At 34.5% G+C, this 18637-nt stretch carries 14 protein-coding genes; all 14 read left to right on the forward strand.

The features are described 5' to 3' along the window. Positions 1 to 96 precede the first annotated feature (96 nt). The 14 genes from carA (at position 97) to BUB89_RS13700 (ending at position 18526) form a co-directional block, all read left to right on the forward strand. On the forward strand, positions 97 to 1197 hold the full coding sequence (gene carA, locus BUB89_RS13635; RefSeq protein WP_073245954.1) for a glutamine-hydrolyzing carbamoyl-phosphate synthase small subunit: 1101 nt from the start codon (positions 97 to 99) through the stop codon (positions 1195 to 1197). A gap of 216 nt (positions 1198 to 1413) precedes the next feature. After that, positions 1414 to 2706, forward strand: coding sequence for a phosphopyruvate hydratase (gene eno, locus BUB89_RS13640; RefSeq protein ID WP_073245956.1), 1293 nt, complete (start codon positions 1414 to 1416; stop codon positions 2704 to 2706). A 156-nt stretch (positions 2707 to 2862) separates the two neighbouring features. Further along, positions 2863 to 4140 carry a citrate synthase gene (locus BUB89_RS13645; RefSeq protein ID WP_073245957.1) on the forward strand — a complete coding sequence of 426 codons (1278 nt, stop codon included), beginning with the start codon at positions 2863 to 2865 and terminating at the stop codon, positions 4138 to 4140. An 86-nt stretch (positions 4141 to 4226) separates the two neighbouring features. Further along, the gene (gene ctlX / locus BUB89_RS13650; protein ID WP_073245959.1) at positions 4227 to 5168 is read left to right on the forward strand and encodes a citrulline utilization hydrolase CtlX; all 942 of its coding nucleotides are present in this window, start codon (positions 4227 to 4229) and stop codon (positions 5166 to 5168) included. A gap of 68 nt (positions 5169 to 5236) precedes the next feature. Continuing rightward, on the forward strand, positions 5237 to 5602 hold the full coding sequence (locus BUB89_RS13655) for a CoA-binding protein (RefSeq protein ID WP_073246147.1): 366 nt from the start codon (positions 5237 to 5239) through the stop codon (positions 5600 to 5602). Positions 5603 to 5746: 144 nt separating this feature from the next. Continuing rightward, complete coding sequence (gene recR, locus BUB89_RS13660; RefSeq protein WP_073245960.1) at positions 5747 to 6367, forward strand: recombination mediator RecR; 621 nt, start codon at positions 5747 to 5749, stop codon at positions 6365 to 6367. A 68-nt stretch (positions 6368 to 6435) separates the two neighbouring features. Next, positions 6436 to 7224, forward strand: coding sequence for a polysaccharide biosynthesis/export family protein (locus BUB89_RS13665; RefSeq protein WP_073245962.1), 789 nt, complete (start codon positions 6436 to 6438; stop codon positions 7222 to 7224). 16 nt (positions 7225 to 7240) lie between these two features. Beyond that, positions 7241 to 9688 (forward strand): polysaccharide biosynthesis tyrosine autokinase, encoded by a 2448-nt coding sequence (locus BUB89_RS13670; RefSeq protein ID WP_073245964.1) that lies wholly within the window; start codon positions 7241 to 7243, stop codon positions 9686 to 9688. Between the two features lie 498 nt (positions 9689 to 10186). After that, positions 10187 to 11170, forward strand: a complete 984-nt coding sequence (locus BUB89_RS13675; RefSeq protein WP_073245966.1) for an SDR family oxidoreductase — start codon at positions 10187 to 10189, stop codon at positions 11168 to 11170. 75 nt (positions 11171 to 11245) lie between these two features. After that, positions 11246 to 12637 carry a UDP-glucose 6-dehydrogenase gene (locus tag BUB89_RS13680; protein WP_073245968.1) on the forward strand — a complete coding sequence of 464 codons (1392 nt, stop codon included), beginning with the start codon at positions 11246 to 11248 and terminating at the stop codon, positions 12635 to 12637. A gap of 345 nt (positions 12638 to 12982) precedes the next feature. Continuing rightward, entirely contained in the window at positions 12983 to 13447 is a 465-nt protein-coding gene (locus BUB89_RS13685; RefSeq protein WP_073245970.1) for a UpxY family transcription antiterminator, read from the forward strand. A gap of 282 nt (positions 13448 to 13729) precedes the next feature. Then, a complete protein-coding gene (locus BUB89_RS13690; RefSeq protein WP_073245972.1) occupies positions 13730 to 15028 on the forward strand; it encodes a nucleotide sugar dehydrogenase in 1299 nt (432 codons plus the stop codon). A 51-nt stretch (positions 15029 to 15079) separates the two neighbouring features. Further along, positions 15080 to 16087, forward strand: coding sequence for a mannose-1-phosphate guanylyltransferase (locus BUB89_RS13695; RefSeq protein ID WP_073245974.1), 1008 nt, complete (start codon positions 15080 to 15082; stop codon positions 16085 to 16087). Positions 16088 to 16114: 27 nt separating this feature from the next. Further along, complete coding sequence (locus BUB89_RS13700; RefSeq protein ID WP_073245976.1) at positions 16115 to 18526, forward strand: polysaccharide biosynthesis/export family protein; 2412 nt, start codon at positions 16115 to 16117, stop codon at positions 18524 to 18526. The last annotated feature ends 111 nt before the right edge of the window (positions 18527 to 18637 follow it).

An 18637-nucleotide genomic window follows, 5' to 3' on the forward strand; every position in this document is an offset into this window, starting at 1 on the left:
TTAAAATGCTATAATTATTTTCAATTCTAAAATAATTTTTAAAATTGTTGCTTTCACTGCTTTAATGAATTAAATTTGCACCATATTTAACAACAAATGAAATACACAACACGAAAAAGCGCCATCCTTTTATTAAGTGACGGAACTATATTCCACGGAAAATCTATCGGAATCAGCGGAACCACTTTTGGTGAAGTATGTTTTAATACTGGTATGACCGGTTACCAGGAAATTTTTACTGACCCATCTTATTTTGGGCAAATCATGGTAGCTACTAATCCGCACATCGGGAATTATGGCGTTAATGATAACGAGGTAGAATCAAAAGGGATTAAAATTTCCGGTTTGGTTTGTAAGAATTTTAGTTTTAATTACTCCAGAGAAGATGCTTCAGGAAGTTTAGAAGAATATTTTACAAAACATAATTTGATTTGTATTTCTGATGTAGATACACGTGCACTTGTTAGCTATATTCGTGATAACGGTGCTATGAACGCTGTAATTTGTACAGATGATACTCCGGTTGAAGAACTTAAAGCTGCTTTAGCTGATGTTCCGGATATGAAAGGTTTAGAGTTAGCATCAAAAGTTTCTACTAAGGAGCCTTATTTTTATGGAGACAAAAATGCTACTTACAGAGTTTCGGCTTTAGATTTAGGAATCAAAACAAATATTTTACGTAATCTTGCTAAAAGAGACTGTTATATTAAGGTGTACCCGTATAATTCATCTTATGCTGAGTTAGAGTCTTTTAATCCCGATGGTTTTTTCTTGTCAAACGGACCTGGTGATCCGGAGCCTTTAGAGAATGCAATTGAGGTGGCTAAAGAAATCTTAGTAAGTAAAAAGCCTTTGTTTGGAATTTGCTTAGGGCATCAGGTAATGGGATTGGCAAATGGAATTTCTACCTATAAAATGTTTAATGGGCACCGAGGAATTAATCATCCAGTGATGAACTTAGTTTCAGGAAAAGGAGAAATTACTTCTCAAAATCATGGTTTTGCTGTGAACAGAGAAGAAGTAGAAGCGCATCCGGAATTGGAAATCACGCATCTTCACCTTAATGACGGAACAGTAGCCGGTATGCGAGTGAAAGGTACAAACTGTTTTTCAGTTCAATACCATCCCGAAGCAAGTCCTGGACCACATGATTCTTCGTACTTATTTGATCAGTTTATAGAAACTTTGAAAAAATAATTCCTTTTTTAAAAGATAATGACAGGCTAAACATTTTTTGTTTAGCCTGTTTTTTTTGTTTTGAGTTTTTTTAATGCCATTTTATTGTAAATTTTATTTTAAATTATGTTTAAAAAAAAGATTTATAACGTTTTCGTTGATAAGATTAAAAAAATAAATACCGTGTTTGAAAAACTTAGAATATATTTGTATTTTAAAATTTAAAAACTAAGTAATATGAGTATTATTATCAAAATTCATGCAAGACAAATTTTCGATTCAAGAGGTAATCCTACAGTAGAGGTAGATGTAATTACAGAAAACGGTGTTTTAGGAAGAGCAGCAGTTCCATCTGGTGCATCAACAGGAGAACATGAAGCCGTAGAATTACGTGATGGTGGAAAAGCTTTCTTAGGAAAAGGAGTTTTGAATGCAGTGAACAATGTTAATACTGTAATTGCTGAAGAGCTTGTAGGTACTTCTGTTTTTGAACAAAATCTAATTGATCAAATGATGATTGATTTAGATGGTACTGCTAATAAATCTAAACTGGGAGCTAATGCAATTTTAGGAGTTTCTTTAGCTGTTGCTAAAGCTGCTGCTGCTGAATTAGGATTACCTTTATACAGATATGTAGGTGGAGTTTCTGCTAATACATTACCTGTTCCAATGATGAATATCATCAATGGTGGTTCTCACTCTGATGCTCCGATAGCTTTTCAGGAATTTATGATTTTCCCTGTAAAAGCAACTTCTTTTTCTCATTCTATGCAAATGGGAACTGAAATTTTTCACAGCTTGAAAAAAGTGTTACACGATAGAGGTCTTTCTACTGCTGTAGGTGACGAAGGAGGATTTGCTCCTAACTTAGCTGGTGGTACTGAAGATGCTTTAGATACTATCAAATTAGCAGTTGAGAAAGCGGGTTATACTTTTGGTGACGAAATTATGATTGCTTTAGACTGTGCTTCTGCAGAATTTTATGTAAACGGAAAATACGATTACACTAAATTTGAAGGAGAAACAGGAAAAGTAAGAACTTCTGCTGAACAAGCTGATTATTTAGCTGATTTAACAACTAAATACCCAATTATCTCTATCGAAGATGGTATGGATGAAAATGACTGGGAAGGTTGGAAATTATTAACTGAAAAAATTGGAGATAAAGTTCAATTAGTAGGTGATGATTTGTTTGTAACTAATGTTGAACGTTTGTCAACTGGTATCGAAAAAGGAATTGCTAACTCAATCCTTATCAAAGTAAACCAAATTGGTACTCTAACTGAAACTATTGCAGCTGTTAACATGGCTAAAAATGCAGGATATACTTCAGTAATGTCTCACCGTTCAGGAGAAACAGAAGATAATACAATTGCTGACTTAGCTGTGGCTTTAAATTGTGGGCAAATTAAAACAGGTTCTGCTTCCCGTTCTGATCGTATGGCTAAATACAATCAATTGATTAGAATTGAAGAAGAATTAGCAAATACTGCTTATTTTCCTGGTAAAAAAGCATTTAAAATAAAATAAGAATAACAAATTGTTATTTTTTTAAAGCCATTCATTTTAAATGAATGGCTTTTTTTGTCAAATTTAACAATATCACTGTTTTTTTCTCTTTTTAATTAACGTTATTATCCTTAGATTTGGTAAATTATTAAGTGTAAAGATTTATTTCAAATTATTATGTCAAAAACAGCTATATTAGAAATTGATGGTCAGAAGTATGAGTTTCCTGTTATTAAAGGGAGTGAGAACGAAGAAGCTATCAATATTAACAAATTAAGAGATTTAACAGGAACAATTACAATTGATCCCGGTTTTAAAAATTCAGGTTCTTGTACTAGTGCAATCACTTTCCTGGATGGAGAATTAGGAATTTTACGCTACAGAGGATATGCTATTGAAGATTTAGCAGATCAGGCCAACTTCTTAGAAGTTTCTTATCTTTTGATTTTTGGTGAATTACCAACAGCTGCTCAATTAGAACAATTTGAAACAGATATCCGAAAACATACCTTAGTAAATGAGGAAATGAAAGGTATTATCGATGGATTTCCAAAGACAGCACATCCAATGGGTGTTTTAGCTGCTTTAACGAGTGCATTGACTGCTTTCAATCCAAAGTCTGTAAATGTTGAAAATGAAAAAGAATTGTACCAGGCAGTTTGTAAAACTATGGGTAAATTCTTAGTAATTGCAACCTGGACTTATAGAAAGTCTATGGGGTATCCTTTAAATTATTATGATAATACTAAAGGATATGTAGAGAACTTTATGAATTTAATGTTTGCTTTACCTACAGAGCCTTATAAATTAAGCCCTATTGTAACTGAAGCCTTAGATAAATTATTTATTCTTCACGCTGATCACGAGCAAAACTGTTCTACTTCTACAGTAAGAATGGTAGGTTCTTCTCACGCAGGTTTATTTGCTTCTATCTCTGCCGGAGTTTCTGCTTTATGGGGACCTTTACACGGAGGTGCTAACCAGGCGGTACTGGAAATGCTGGAAGAAATTCATCAAAATGGTGGAGATACTGAAAAGTATTTGGCTAAAGCAAAAGATAAAAACGATCCTTTTAGATTAATGGGATTTGGACACAGAGTTTATAAAAACTTCGATCCGCGTGCTAAAATTATCAAAAAAGCAGCTAAAGAGGTATTAGAAACTTTAGGAGTTGAAGATCCAATTTTAGAAATTGCTAAAAAACTGGAAGCAGCAGCTTTAGAAGACGAATATTTCAAATCCAGAAACTTATATCCGAATGTTGATTTCTATTCAGGAATTATTTACAGAGCATTAGGAATTCCTACTGATATGTTTACAGTAATGTTTGCTATAGGTAGATTACCGGGTTGGATTGCGCAATGGAAAGAAATGCGTGAAAACAAAGAACCAATTGGAAGACCAAGACAAGTTTATACAGGATCTCCTTTAAGAGAGTTTAAAAAACCAGTATAATTTTAAATGATATCAAGCTAAAGCTTCACTGAAAAGTGAGGCTTTTTTTTATCTTTGATGTAAGCAATAAATAATAGGTTTATAAAATGAAACAAGTGACCCAATCGGTTTTAATGATACGTCCGGTAGCTTTTCGGATGAATGAGCAAACGACAGCCAATAATTATTTCCAAAAAGAAATAAGCGGAGTATTACCGGCAGCTATAAATGCTAAAGCCCAACAGGAATTTGATGGTTTAGTTAGTCAGCTTGAAAGTGTGGGAGTTCAGGTTGTGGTGGTGGATGATACTTTAGAAACAGATACTCCTGACAGTGTTTTTCCAAATAATTGGATTTCTTTTCATGCAAATGGGGATGTGGTTTTGTATCCCATGTTTGCTGAGAATCGTAGAGCGGAACGACGTGATGATATTTTAGATTTATTGGAGGAAAAAGGTTTTGTAATTGAAAATAGTATCGATTTTACATCGGCAGAAGAGGATGGGCTTTTTCTGGAAGGTACAGGAAGCTTGGTTTTAGACAGGGTTAATGCAATTGCATATTGTGCCTTATCACCAAGGGCTGATGAAGAGCTTTTTATTGAGTTTTGTGAAGATTTTGATTATGCTCCGGTTATTTTTGAAGCTTTTCATACGGTAGATGGCAAACTGGAACTGGTTTATCATACGAATGTAATGATGAGTATTGGTGAGCATTTTGCTGTTATCTGTGCTGATATGATTGCAGATAAAAAAGAACGTAAAATGGTACTGGATAATTTAAGAGCAAGTGGCAAAGAGGTTATTTTGATTAGTGAGAAACAGGTTAATCATTTTGCTGCAAACCTACTTGAAGTTTCAGGAACTGATGATAAAAGGTATATTGTAATGAGTACTACAGCTTTTGAGTCGCTCCATCAAAACCAAATTGCGCAATTAGAAAAATACGGAAGTATTTTAAAAACTAACTTGCAAACTATCGAATCTTGTGGCGGAGGAAGTGCAAGATGCATGATGGCTGAAATTTTCCTGCCTAAAAATAGTTTATAAAAGTATTGAAATACAGCATCGTTCTACTTCAATTCTATTTGAGTACCTTTGCAGAAATAATGAACGAAATGAAAAATAAAAAAACTTTAGTTTTGGGAGCAACTACAAAACCCGACCGTTATGCTTATAAAGCCATAAATATGTTAGCACAAAAAGGGCATACCGTATTGGCTATAGGTCAAAATCAAGGTGAAGTTGCAGGTGTAAAAATACACACCAAAGCTATTCCGGTTAAAAACATAGATACAATCACTTTATATTTGAATCCCAAAAATCAACGATTTTATTATAATTATATTGTCGAGGCTCAGCCTAAGCGAGTGGTGTTTAATCCGGGAACTGAAAATCCTGAGTTGTATCAGCTTTTAGAATTAAATAATATCAAGGTTGATGTAGCTTGTACGTTAGTTTTATTGGCTACAAATCAATATTAAATTTTTAAAAAAAAAATACGAAGCTGTTTTCATAATTGAAGACGGCTTTTTTTGTCTAAAATAAGAGATTTCGTAAAAATATATTTTAAAAGGCATTACGGAATAATCAATTATTTCAATGAACAAATTGTTACATTTGCAACTATGGAATTTTCTTCAAAATTATTAGAAAAAGCTGTTAGTGAAATATCACAATTGCCGGGAATAGGAAAAAGAACTGCCTTGCGACTGGTTTTGCATTTATTAAAACAGCCCAAGGAACAAACTGCTTTCTTAACGCAGGCATTGGTTGCTATGCGGGAGGAAATTAAGTTTTGCGAAAGTTGTCATAATATTTCGGATACCTTAATTTGTGAAATATGCAGCAATAAGAACAGAAACCACGAAATAGTATGTGTTGTTGAAGATATTCGTGATGTAATGGCTATTGAAAATACGGGACAGTTCAAAGGGATTTATCATGTTTTAGGGGGTAAGATTTCGCCAATAGACGGAGTAGGACCCAGTCAGTTAAAGATTGCCAGTTTAGTAGAAAAAGTAAAATCAGGAAAATTAACAGAAGTTATTTTTGCTTTGAGCTCAACAATGGAAGGAGATACGACTAATTTTTATATTTACAAGCAAATTTTTGATTCGGATATTGTTATTTCTACTATTGCCAGAGGAATTGCTGTGGGTGACGAATTAGAATATGCTGATGAAGTTACCCTGGGAAGGAGTATTTTACAGCGTTTGCCATTTGAAAAGGCAATAAAAAATAATTAATAAGTTAATAGGAACGGAGCTTTTAATATCCTAAATGAAAAGCTATATTTGTTATCTAAAATTGTAAAATGACTAAGTATTTATCTGGTTTATTGTTATGTATCAGTGTGTTGTTTTCGTCTTGTATATCAAATCGGGATTTGGTTTACTTGCAAAATAAGGACGAAACAAATATTGAAACAACTATTTCGGCTGTTGCTTCTAAACCCTATCGATTGCAATCAAATGATGTTTTGAGTATTACTATTAAAGCTAATGATCCAAAATTAGTCGAAATTTTCAGTACTACAAATGAGGGTGAATCCGGAAAATCAGAGTCGGCTTTATATTTTAATGGCTTTACAGTAGATGATCATGGAAATATCAGGATGCCTGTTTTAGGAGAATTAAATGTAATAGGATATACTTTAGATGAAGTAAGGCAACGAATCGAAAAACAATTATTAGCGGAATATTTTAAAAAAGAGGCCAATATTTTTGTTATAGTAAAGTTGGCCGGTTTTCGTTACACCATTAATGGTGAAGTAGGAAGTACCGGAACCAAGACCTTGTTTCAGGAACAGGTAAATATCATGGAAGCGATTGCTAATTCGGGTGATATTACACTTACAGGGAATAGAAAAGAAGTTACTATTATCAGGAAAACGCCAACAGGGACTGAAATGCACGATATTAATCTTACTGATCGCAATATTGTAAATTCTCCTTATTTTTACCTGCAACCCAATGATTATATTTATGTAAAACCTCTAAAACAAAAAAGCTGGGGTACCGGAAAAACAGGTATAGAATCTTTAGGTACTATATTAACGCTGATTTCTTTAGGAACAACTGTTTTTTTATTATTAAAAAGATAAAATACATTTCGACAAAATGTTAGATATAAAAGACTTTTCCATTTTTGAAAATCAGGTGAGCTTTGATTTTAAAGGTTTACTTTTAAAAATAGTGAGTTACTGGAAATGGTTTTTGGTGAGTTTGATAATTGCTTTTACCATTGCTTATCAGGTAAATATTCGTAAAGAGAAGATTTATGAAATGGAGAATTTGATTTCTATTAAAGAAGAAAGCAATCCTTTATTTACTTCTAATACGAGTTTAACATTCAACTGGGGCGGTGTTTCGGATCAAATGCAAACCATTTCTACCACGCTGCAATCACGCTCTCATAATGAATTAGTAGTTGATAAATTACAATTTTATATTGATTATTTAGAGCAGCAAAAGTATAATATGGTGGATGCTTACGGAGCAGTTCCTTTTTATGTGGCGATAGATAAAAACAAACCTCAATTATCAGGAGGATTGATTAGTATTCTTTTTTTAAGCGAAACAGAGTATCAGATTAAAATCCCGTTCCAAAATAATGCTGCTTCTTTAGTTACTTATTCCGATAATTCCTATAGCTCAACGGCAGTACAGCCAGGCGATTTTCTCAAAAAATATAAAGTGGGTCAGGAAGTTTCTTTGCCTTTTTTACATTGGAAATTAGAAATCAAAGACAATCCCGGATTTTATAAAGGAAAAGAATATTTTGTAAGATTCAATAATTTTAATAGCGTGGTGTCCCGTTATAGAGGGGTGAATGTAATTCCTGATTCTAAAGGAGCTTCTATCCTTACCTTGAGAATGCAGGGAACCAATAAAGCCAGAATGGTTGAATACCTGAATGCTACAGTAAACATGCTCATCAAGAGACAATTGGATAGTAAGAATAAATTTGCAACCAATACGATTGCTTTTATAGACAGCACCCTTGTTTCGATGGAATCTCAATTAAAAACATCGGGAGAAGAGTTAAAATCTTTTAAGAAAGATAAAGGATTGTATGCTGCTGAAGAGGAAGGAACGCGGTTTTCAGATAAAATTCTTCAATATGATGTTGAAAAAGATGCGATTGCCCGAAAAATAGCCTATTACAATTCGTTAAAAAACTATTTAAAAAACAGTGTTGATTATTCTAAACTTCCTGCTCCGTCAGTAGCAGGTATCGAAGATCCTAATATTGTAGCTAGTATTTCCAAACTTATAGCACTTTCTACAGAGCGTTCGGAAATGGCTTATGCGGTAAAAAGCGATAAAATATTTCGTGATTTTGACAATCAGATGGAGGCTATTAAAAGTGTTTTACTCGAAAATATAGCCTCAGCTAAATCCTCTTTACAGTTTGATTTAGGTTTGATAAACAGTAAGATAAATCAGGCTGAAGGAAATATTAAACAATTACCGGATGATCAGCAGGAATTAATAAAAATTAAAAGAAAATATGATTTAAGTGATAAAATATACAGTACCTTTCTTCAAAAAAGAAGTGAAGCTGATATTGTAAAAGCAGCCAATTTATCCGATATTCATTTTATAGATCCGGCTAAGGATGTGGGAGGAGGATTGATAGGTCCTAAGACATCTGTTAATTATGTTTTAGCCTCGTTTTTAGGAATCCTGATTCCGTTACTTTTCATATTTATTATCTTTTTTATTAATAATTCTGTTCAAAATGCAGAAGATGTGAGTAAGCAAACACAAATTCCATTGATAGGAGTGGTGGGTGTTTATAAAGATAAGGGAGAGCTGGCTGTTTTTGACAAGCCTAAATCAGCATTGTCAGAATCCTTTCGGGCAATTCGCTCTTCGTTACAGTTTTTATATAAAAAGCAAAAACTGGAAGGCGGAAAAACACTGATGATTACCTCTTCTATAAGTGGTGAAGGAAAAACATTTTGTTCGATAAATATCGCTACTGTTTTTGCTTTAAGCGAAAAGAAAACGGTAATAGTGGGATTGGATTTAAGAAAACCCAAATTAGCCGAAGAATTTGGTTTGTCTAATGACTCAGGTGTAGTAAATTATCTGATCAGACAAAAAAAGTTACAAGAAATAGTAAATACAACAGAAGTTCCTTATTTAGATGTTATTCTTTCAGGTCCTGTTCCACCCAATCCTTCTGAATTAATTATTGGGGAAACGATGGCCGAATTTATTCAGGAGCTAAAAACAAAATACGATTATATTATTCTGGATACTCCGCCTGTAGGTTTAGTAGCGGATTCTTTAGAATTAGGACAACATGCCGATGTGACTTTGTATATTATAAGGCAAAATGTCACCAAAAAGGAGATGATTCCACTGTTGAATAATCGTGTAAAAAGAGGTGAAATGAGTAATGTTAGCATTATTTTAAATGGTTTTGAAAACAAAGCTAAATATGGTTCCTCGTATGCTTACGGTTATGGTTATGGAGATTATTCAAGCGGTTATCATGAAGAAGAGAAACCAAAGGGGTTTATTCAAAAAATGTTAAAGAAAGTAAGAAAAGCTTAAGTTTTTTTAGTTTCTCTATGTAGGTCGCTTGAGTAGCAAAGCCTCTTGGAAAGTTTAGTTGTCTGACTGGGTTCTCGATACAAATTTTCAGAAAAAGCTACTCGCATTTTCAGAAAATTCACTCGAACTGACGGTTGGAGGCATTCGCATAATCGTTGTATTGTCACTTCGAGTGTTTTGGCATGAAAGAGTTGAATTAAAAAAGGTTTTTGAATAAGCCAAAATGTATCGAGAAGTTTTGTTGTCTGACTGGTTCTCGATACAAATTTTCAGAAAAAGCTACTCGCATTTTCAGAAAATTCACTCGAAGTGACGGTCAGAGGCATTCGCATAATCGTTGTGTCGTCACTTCGAGTGTTTTGGCTTGAAAGAATTGAATTGAAAAAGGTTTTTGAATAAGCCAAAATGTAAGTTTAGTTGTCTGACTGGTTCTCGATACAAACGGATGTTTTTCATGCCTTTTAAACAAGGTCTTAGTTGTGAATTTTAAATATAAACATGAGAGAAATAACAAAATATACCATTTTAATTACCGGAGGAGCCGGCTTTATTGGTTCTAATTTGTGTGAGTACTTTTTAGCAAAAGGTAATAAAGTAATTTGTCTGGATAATTTTGCTACTGGTCATCGTCATAATTTAAAAGCATGTCTGGATAATCCTGATTTTTCTTTGATTGAAGGTGATATTCGAAATTTTGAAGATTGTAAAAAAGCAATGACAGCTGTTGATTATGTTTTGCATCAGGCGGCGTTGGGTTCAGTGCCACGTTCTATAAATGATCCTGTTACCACTAATGATGTTAATGTATCCGGTTTTTTGAATGTATTACAAGCGGCGACTCAGGCTAAGGTAAAGCGTTTTATATATGCAGCGAGCTCCTCTACTTATGGAGATTCTGTAGGATTGCCTAAAGTAGAAGACGTTATTGGAAAGCCACTTTCGCCTTATGCTATTACAAAATATGTAAATGAGCTGTATGCTGAAATTTTTAGCAAAACCTATAAAATAGAAACTATTGGTTTGCGTTATTTCAATGTTTTTGGAAGAAAACAGGATCCAAACGGCGCTTATGCAGCAGTGATTCCTAAATTTGTAACGCAGCTTATGAATCACGAAAGTATCACTATAAATGGTGATGGGAATCATTCCCGGGATTTTACCTATATTGATAATGTGATTCAAATGAATGAACTGGCTATGGCAACCGATCAGTTAAATGCAGTGAATACTGTTTATAACACGGCTTTCGGAGATAGAAATACACTGAATGATTTAGTGAATTATTTAAAAGAATATTTGAGTCACTATGATCCTGAAATTGCAAACGTTAAAGTGATTCACGGTCCTAACCGGGCGGGAGATATTCCGCATTCTTTAGCTAGTATTGATAAGGCAAAAGAATTGTTAGGGTATGATCCTGAATATTCTTTGCAGCAAGGACTTAAGATTGCAGTTGGTTGGTATTGGGAAAATTTAAAATAGCGATTCAGTTGTCAGTTGTCGGTTTTCTGACAATTGACAACCGATAACACATAACAGAAATAAATAATATAATAAATGAAAATTACAAAAATTTGTTGCATTGGAGCAGGCTATGTTGGAGGGCCTACAATGGCAATTATAGCACAAAAATGCCCACAGATACAAGTTACAGTGGTGGACCTTAATCACGAAAGAATAGCAGCGTGGAATGATGCTGATGTGAATAATATCCCAATTTATGAGCCGGGACTTTCGGAGATTGTAAAAGAAGCGAGAGGAAGAAACCTGTTTTTTTCTACGGAAGTAGATCAGGCCATTGACGAAGCACAAATGGTTTTTATTTCAGTAAATACGCCAACTAAAACCTATGGGAAAGGGAAAGGAATGGCTGCTGACTTAAAATTTATAGAACTTTGTGCCAGACAAATTGCAAAAGTATCTAAGTCAGATAAAATAGTAGTAGAAAAATCTACTTTGCCGGTACGAACTGCCGAAGCTATTAAAAGTATTCTGGATAACACCGGAAACGGAGTGAAGTTCCAAATTCTGTCTAATCCGGAGTTTTTAGCCGAAGGAACTGCTGTTCAGGATTTGCTGCAACCGGATCGGATTTTGATAGGTGGTGATACTGCCGAAGAAGGACAAAAAGCCATTCAGGCATTGGTAGAGGTATATGCTAACTGGGTGCCGGAAGACAAAATCCTGACCACTAATGTATGGTCATCTGAACTGTCAAAGTTAACGGCCAACGCTTTTTTAGCACAAAGAATTTCGTCTATAAATGCCATGTCTGAACTTTGTGAAAAAACAGGTGCAAATGTCAATGAGGTAGCTAAGGCTATTGGAATGGACAGCAGGATTGGTTCGAAATTTCTAAAAGCTTCTGTAGGTTTTGGCGGTTCTTGTTTTCAAAAAGATATTCTGAATCTGGTTTATATTGCCAAATCATACGGACTGAATGAGGTAGCCGATTATTGGGAGCAGGTTATTATCATGAATGACCATCAAAAGAGACGTTTTTCAGATACTATTGTAAGAAAATTGTACAATACCGTTTCTGATAAAAAGATTGCATTTTTAGGTTGGGCATTTAAAAAAGATACGAATGATACCAGAGAGTCTGCAGCGATATATGTAGCAGATGATTTAATTAGTGAAAATGCTAAAATAGCGGTTTATGATCCAAAGGTAACCCGAAAAAAGATTTTGGCTGATTTAGATTATTTAGAAAGCAGATCTGCTGAAGCTAATGCAGCTCATATTTTGTCTTTTCAAACTGCTTACGAGACCTGCGAAGGTGCTCATGCTATTGCTATTCTTACTGAATGGGATGAATTTATTTCTTATGACTGGCAAAAAATTTACAATTCTATGCAAAAACCTGCGTTTGTATTTGACGGAAGAAATATTTTAGATGGTCCTGCGTTAGAAAAAATAGGATTTATTTATCAGGCTATCGGATCATAATGTAAAAATGATATTGTTATAGACTCATTTCTTTAATCAGGGGATGAGTTTGTTGTTTTTAGCAGGAAACGAAAATGATGATTAACTTACACAGGCAGAACAAGAGATAACATTTAGTATAAAAATTGACCCGTTGGGTGTAATTAGTTTTTGATGCTAATTTTTCGTCAGTTCGAGTGATCCCGTTTTCGGACGGGATTGTATCGAGAACAAGAAAAATTTCATTAAAAACGGTTCTCGATACATTTTTTGTCTCGTCCCGTCCCGATGTTCGGGATCGGGACTGCACAAAAAAACACTCGAACTGACGTTTTTAACACCGAACGGTTATAAAAATTTAGAAGTATGAATTGGTATGTAGTATATACAAAACCAAAATGGGAGAAGAAAGTTGCGGAACAATTAACTCAAAAGGGAATAGAATGTTATTGTCCTTTAGTGACACAAGTGAGGCAGTGGACTGACCGGAAAAAGAAAGTACAGGTTCCGCTTTTTAATTCTTATGTTTTTGTCCATTTGGAAGAAGCAGACAGAAACTTGGTTTTTCAGTCTACAGGAGTGGTACGTTATCTTTTTTGGTTAGGAAAACCCGCTGTTGTACTGGATCAGGAAATTAACACGATTAAAGAATGGTTGGGCTCTTCGGATAAATATGAGGTTTCCTTAACTCCTTTGCAGGTGGGAGACAGAATCATATTGGAATCAGGACCGTTTAAATCACAATCTGCCATAGTTCAGGAGGTGGGTAAATCACATTATATGTTGGTTTTAGAATCTATGGGATGTGTTTTAAAAATGAAATTAAAATAACATATAGAACTTTTAAGTCTTTTGAGTAGTAGTATTTCGACGTAAGAAAGTTTTGATATCGCTAAATAACTGGTTTTTAACTTTTTTGAGTTATTCCTTTTCGAAAAATAAGCTTTAGGTTCTTATTCTAGTTTCGATTTTGAAGTTTTTTATAGGAATTCCGCTTATAGTCTGTTATATTTGCGCACTGAAAAAAAACGGATTTTCAACCTATTTATGTGGGTTGGAGTCGCGAAGCGGTGGAAGAAAAACAATGAAAGTAGTTAATACAAGAGTAAATTAATGAATTCTGATTCTAAAATAGCAATTATCGGTCTTGGTTATGTAGGCTTGCCTTTGGCTCGCTTATTTGCTACAAAATTTGCTGTTGTAGGCTTTGATATTAACGAATCCAGAGTGGGGCAGTTACAATCAGGAGTTGATGTAACTTTAGAGATTGATTCCACTACCCTGAATTCAGTATTAGTGAATAAAAAATCGGAGGAAACTGGTTTGTATTGCACTTCTGATATAAATGATATAGCATCTTGCAATTATTATATTGTAACCGTTCCTACACCGGTAGATAAAAACAGCCGTCCTGATTTAACACCTTTGTATAAGGCAAGTGAAACGGTGGCTAAAGTTTTGAAAAAAGGCGATATCGTCATCTATGAATCTACTGTTTATCCTGGAGTTACTGAGGAGGAATGTGTTCCTGTTTTAGAACGAATATCAGGATTGAAATTCAATAGTGATTTTTTTGCAGGTTATTCGCCTGAGCGAATTAATCCGGGTGATAAAGAACATACCGTTGATAAAATTTTGAAAGTTACTGCCGGTTCTACTCCTGAAACAGCACAAAAAGTAAATCAGTTATACCAATCCGTAATTACAGCCGGAACCTATTTGGCTCCCTCAATAAAAATAGCCGAAGCCGCTAAAGTAATTGAGAATTCCCAGCGTGACATTAATATCGCTTTTGTAAATGAACTGGCTAAAATATTCAATCTGATGGATATTGATACTCAGTCTGTTCTGGAAGCTGCGGGAACCAAATGGAATTTTTTACCCTTCAAACCAGGTTTGGTGGGAGGACATTGTATTGGGGTAGATCCTTATTATTTAGCTCAAAAAGCGCAGGAATTAGGATATCATCCTGAAATAATTTTGGCAGGACGACGTTTAAATGACAGTATGGGCGAATATGTGGCTTCACAGGTGGTGAAACTGATGATTAAAAAAGGAATTTCTGTTAGTGGAGCTGAGCTGTTGATGCTTGGGATCACTTTTAAAGAAAATTGTCCTGATGTACGCAATACTAAAATAGTAGATGTTATTAAGGCATTAAAAGAGTACGGAATAACCGTTACCCTGTTTGATCCTTTGGCTAACCCTACTGAAGTAAAAAAAGAATACGAATTGATTTGTCATCCTGTCCCGACGTTTCGGGATGTTGAAGGACAAAAATTTGATGCCGTGGTTTTAGGAGTTGCACATGCTGATTTCCTGACTATGGATTTGTCAAAATTCCAGAAAGCAACAAGTGTCATTTATGATGTAAAAGGTGTTTTGGGTGATTGCGTAGATGGCAGACTGTGATTAATCGGTTATTGTCCATCGAAAATTGAGAATCGAACAAGGAATTAAATTATGGAAAAGAAACATACAATCATACACGTAATTCTTACCGGAGGGGTTGGAAGTCGTTTGTGGCCTTTATCCAGAAAAAGCAGACCCAAACAATATTTAGAGATTTTTGAAGGAAAATCATTATTTGAATTAACAGTAGACCGTAACCGTGAAATTGCAGATCAGGTTATCGTGGTAGGAAATGTGGATAACTGTCATTTGAGCAGGCATATTTTAGAAAAAAATAATATTCCTTATCTGGATATTGTGGAGTCAACGCCCCGAAATACTGCTGCGGCTATTGCTTTTGCAGCTTTTGCAGCTGACCCGGAAGCCATTTTGATTGTTACTCCAATGGATCATATTATTGAAAAGAAAGATTTATATGATCAGGCTGTAGCTGATGCAATTGCAAAAGCAGCTAATGGTTACATAGTAACTTTTGGAATTGTTCCTACTAAGCCGGAAACAGGATACGGTTATATAGAGTATAAAGGAGAAAATGTACTTTCATTCAGAGAAAAACCAAACCTAGAAACGGCAAAATCTTTTATAGCGAAGAAAAACTTCTTATGGAACAGCGGGATGTTTTGTTTTAAAGCCAGTGTTTTTCTGGATGAATTAAAAAACTTCAAACCCAAAGTGTATAAGAAATCTAAAATTGCATGGGAAAATAATACCGATGGAAAACTGGATTTAGAATTATCTCTTGCTATTCCTTCTATTAGTATTGATTATGCGGTAATGGAAAGAAGTAAAAAAATTAAGGTAGTTCCTTCCCAGTTTTTATGGTCTGATTTAGGATCGTTTGAATCGGTTTATGATTATTTGGTTTCTAAAGGACATGCGGTGGATGAAAACGGTAATATGACCATTGGAACACAGAATTATACGGCTTTTATTGGTATGAAAAACACCATCTTAATTGCTACGGATAATGCGAATCTGGTGTTGCAAAAAGAATATTCTCAGGATGTGAAGGATTTGTATAATGAATTGGAAATAAAAAAACCGGAGCTGTTAGAATAAAAAATACAGTTTAACAATAAACGAGACATGAAAAAAAGATATACATTCATTTTATTATTAGTCACTTTTTTACAATTTTCAACCGGATTTGCTCAGGATTTATTGAAAAGTGCAGATTTAAGTACTTTGAAAGTGGATAATTTAACTGAAGCTGATTTGTCCAAAATCAAAGCACAGCTGCAATCGAATAATATGACTTTAGATCAGGCTGAGCCAATGGCTTTGGCCAAAGGTATGTCTGCTGCCGAATTTTCAAAATTACGTGCCCGCTTGGCAAACCCAACAATAAGTGGAGGAAGTTCCGATACTAAGCCGCAGCTTCAAAAAATTGGAAGAACACAAGATAAAATCACTAATACAAAAGTGAAAGATTCTGTAAATGCATTGATTTTTGGATCGGAATTGTTTGATAATCCAACATTGAATTTTGAACCCGATTTAAAATTAGCTACTCCCATGAATTACATCTTAGGTCCCGGAGATGAGTTACAAGTTAGTGTGTATGGCGTGCAAGAATACAATGAAAGTATTCCTGTAAGTGTTGAAGGAAAAATTACTATTCAATATGTAGGACAAATTGCGGTGTCAGGAATGACCATCGAAGCAGCTACTCAAAAAATAAAAGCTGCTATTGCAAGAGTTTATAGTACGGTAGGTTCCGGACAATCACAGGTTAGTGTGAGTTTAGGTCGTATTCGTACCATTAAAATCACCGTAGTAGGAGGAAAACAACCGGGGAATTATTCTATTTCTTCTTTAGGTACTGTGTATAATGCACTGCATTTAGCAGGAGGACCGGGGAGAAATGGAAGTTATAGAAATATTGAATTAATTAGAAACAATAAAGTATATAAAAATATTGATATTTACAGGTTTTTGGTCAAAGGGGATCAGTCTGATAATGTTAGTTTAAAAGACAATGATGTGATACGTATTCCTGCCTATAGTCAACGTGTTACTATAACGGGAGAGGTTAAGCGTCCCGGTATTTTTGAAATGAAAAAAGGGGAAACTTTTTCTGACTTAGTTAGCTTTGCTTCCGGTTTCAATGAAATAGCTTATACAGCATCAGTCAGTGTAACCCAAAAAACCAATAAGGAATTTAAAGTTCGTGATATTCTTAAAAGTGAATTCAACAGCTATCTTCCGCAGTCAGGTGATGTGTTTCATGTTTCTAAAATATTAAATCGTTTTGAAAACCGTATCACTATTGAAGGAGCAGTTTTTAGACCCAATACTTATTCTTTTTACGAAGGAATGCGAATTTCTGATTTGGTAGCTAAAGCGGAAGGTTTAAAAGAAGATGCTTATACACAAAGAGCACGTATTGTTCGTTTAAAAAGTGATTTGAGTACCGAAATTATAAATGCCAATTTAGCAGCGGCACTTTCAGGAGATTCAAATGCTGATATTTTATTACAAAGAGAAGATATTGTGACTGTATATTCTGTTTTGGATTTCAGAGAAGAATACAATATTACGATAGCCGGTGAAGTGAAAAATCCCGGTGAGTATACGTATTTAGATAATTTAACTCTAAACGATTTGCTGGTACAGGCAGGTGGCTTAACAGGTTCAGCCTCTAAACGTGTCGAAATAGCAAGAATGGTGAAGTCAGATACTATTGATGATAGCAATCCCAACCGCATCGAACTGATTAATTTAGAGTTGACTCCTGAGAATAATGAACAGCTTAAAAACTATGCTTTAATGCCTTTTGATGTGATTAGCATCAGGAGAGTAGCTGTTTATGAAAAACCGCAAATGGTAAGCATTAGCGGAGCAGTGGTTTATCCGGGTAGTTATGTTTTAGAAAATAAAAAAGAAACGATTTATAATATTGTTTCCCGTGCCGGAGGATTGAAGGATATTGCGAATACTCATGGTGTCAAAATCAAAAGACCCCTTAAAGCAGAGCAGGTAGAACAATTAAAAAGTATTGATTTAAATTTACCTCTTTCAGATTCAAGTGCTGTGAATTCCAATGAAAAATTAAAGAATCAATTGAAGTATGCTACGATACCGGTAGATTGGAACAAAATTGAAAAAGACCCAAAACATTATTCTAATGTGACCTTATTTCCCGGAGATCAGATTGAAGTGGCTGAATTTAATGAAGGTGTAAGAGTTTCCGGAAATGTGTTGCTGAACTCTGAAATTCCGTATCGAAAAGGCAAATCATTTAAATACTATTTAAGTTCAGTAGGTGGTGTAGATGCTAAAGGCTGGAAAAAGAAAGCCTACATTATCTATCCTAACGGAAAAGCAGATGTTACCGGTTCTTTCCTGTTTTTCAGATCCTATCCTAAAGTATTACCTGATTCTCAAATTATAGTACCTGAAAAACCGGAACGTAAAAAATTAAGTGCTGGGGAGGTAGTTGGTTTTGGAAGTGTGATTACCAGTTTAGCATTATTGATTATTACGGCTTTTAAATAATGTTGTCAGTTGTGGGTTGTGAGTTATCTGTTATAAAAAGGGATACTTATGAACGTAAAACAGAGAATAGAGAATAGAGAATAGAGAATAGAATATAGAGAATAGAATATA

Origin of the sequence: Flavobacterium flevense (genome assembly GCF_900142775.1) — a bacterium.
GTDB classification, from domain to species: domain Bacteria; phylum Bacteroidota; class Bacteroidia; order Flavobacteriales; family Flavobacteriaceae; genus Flavobacterium; species Flavobacterium flevense.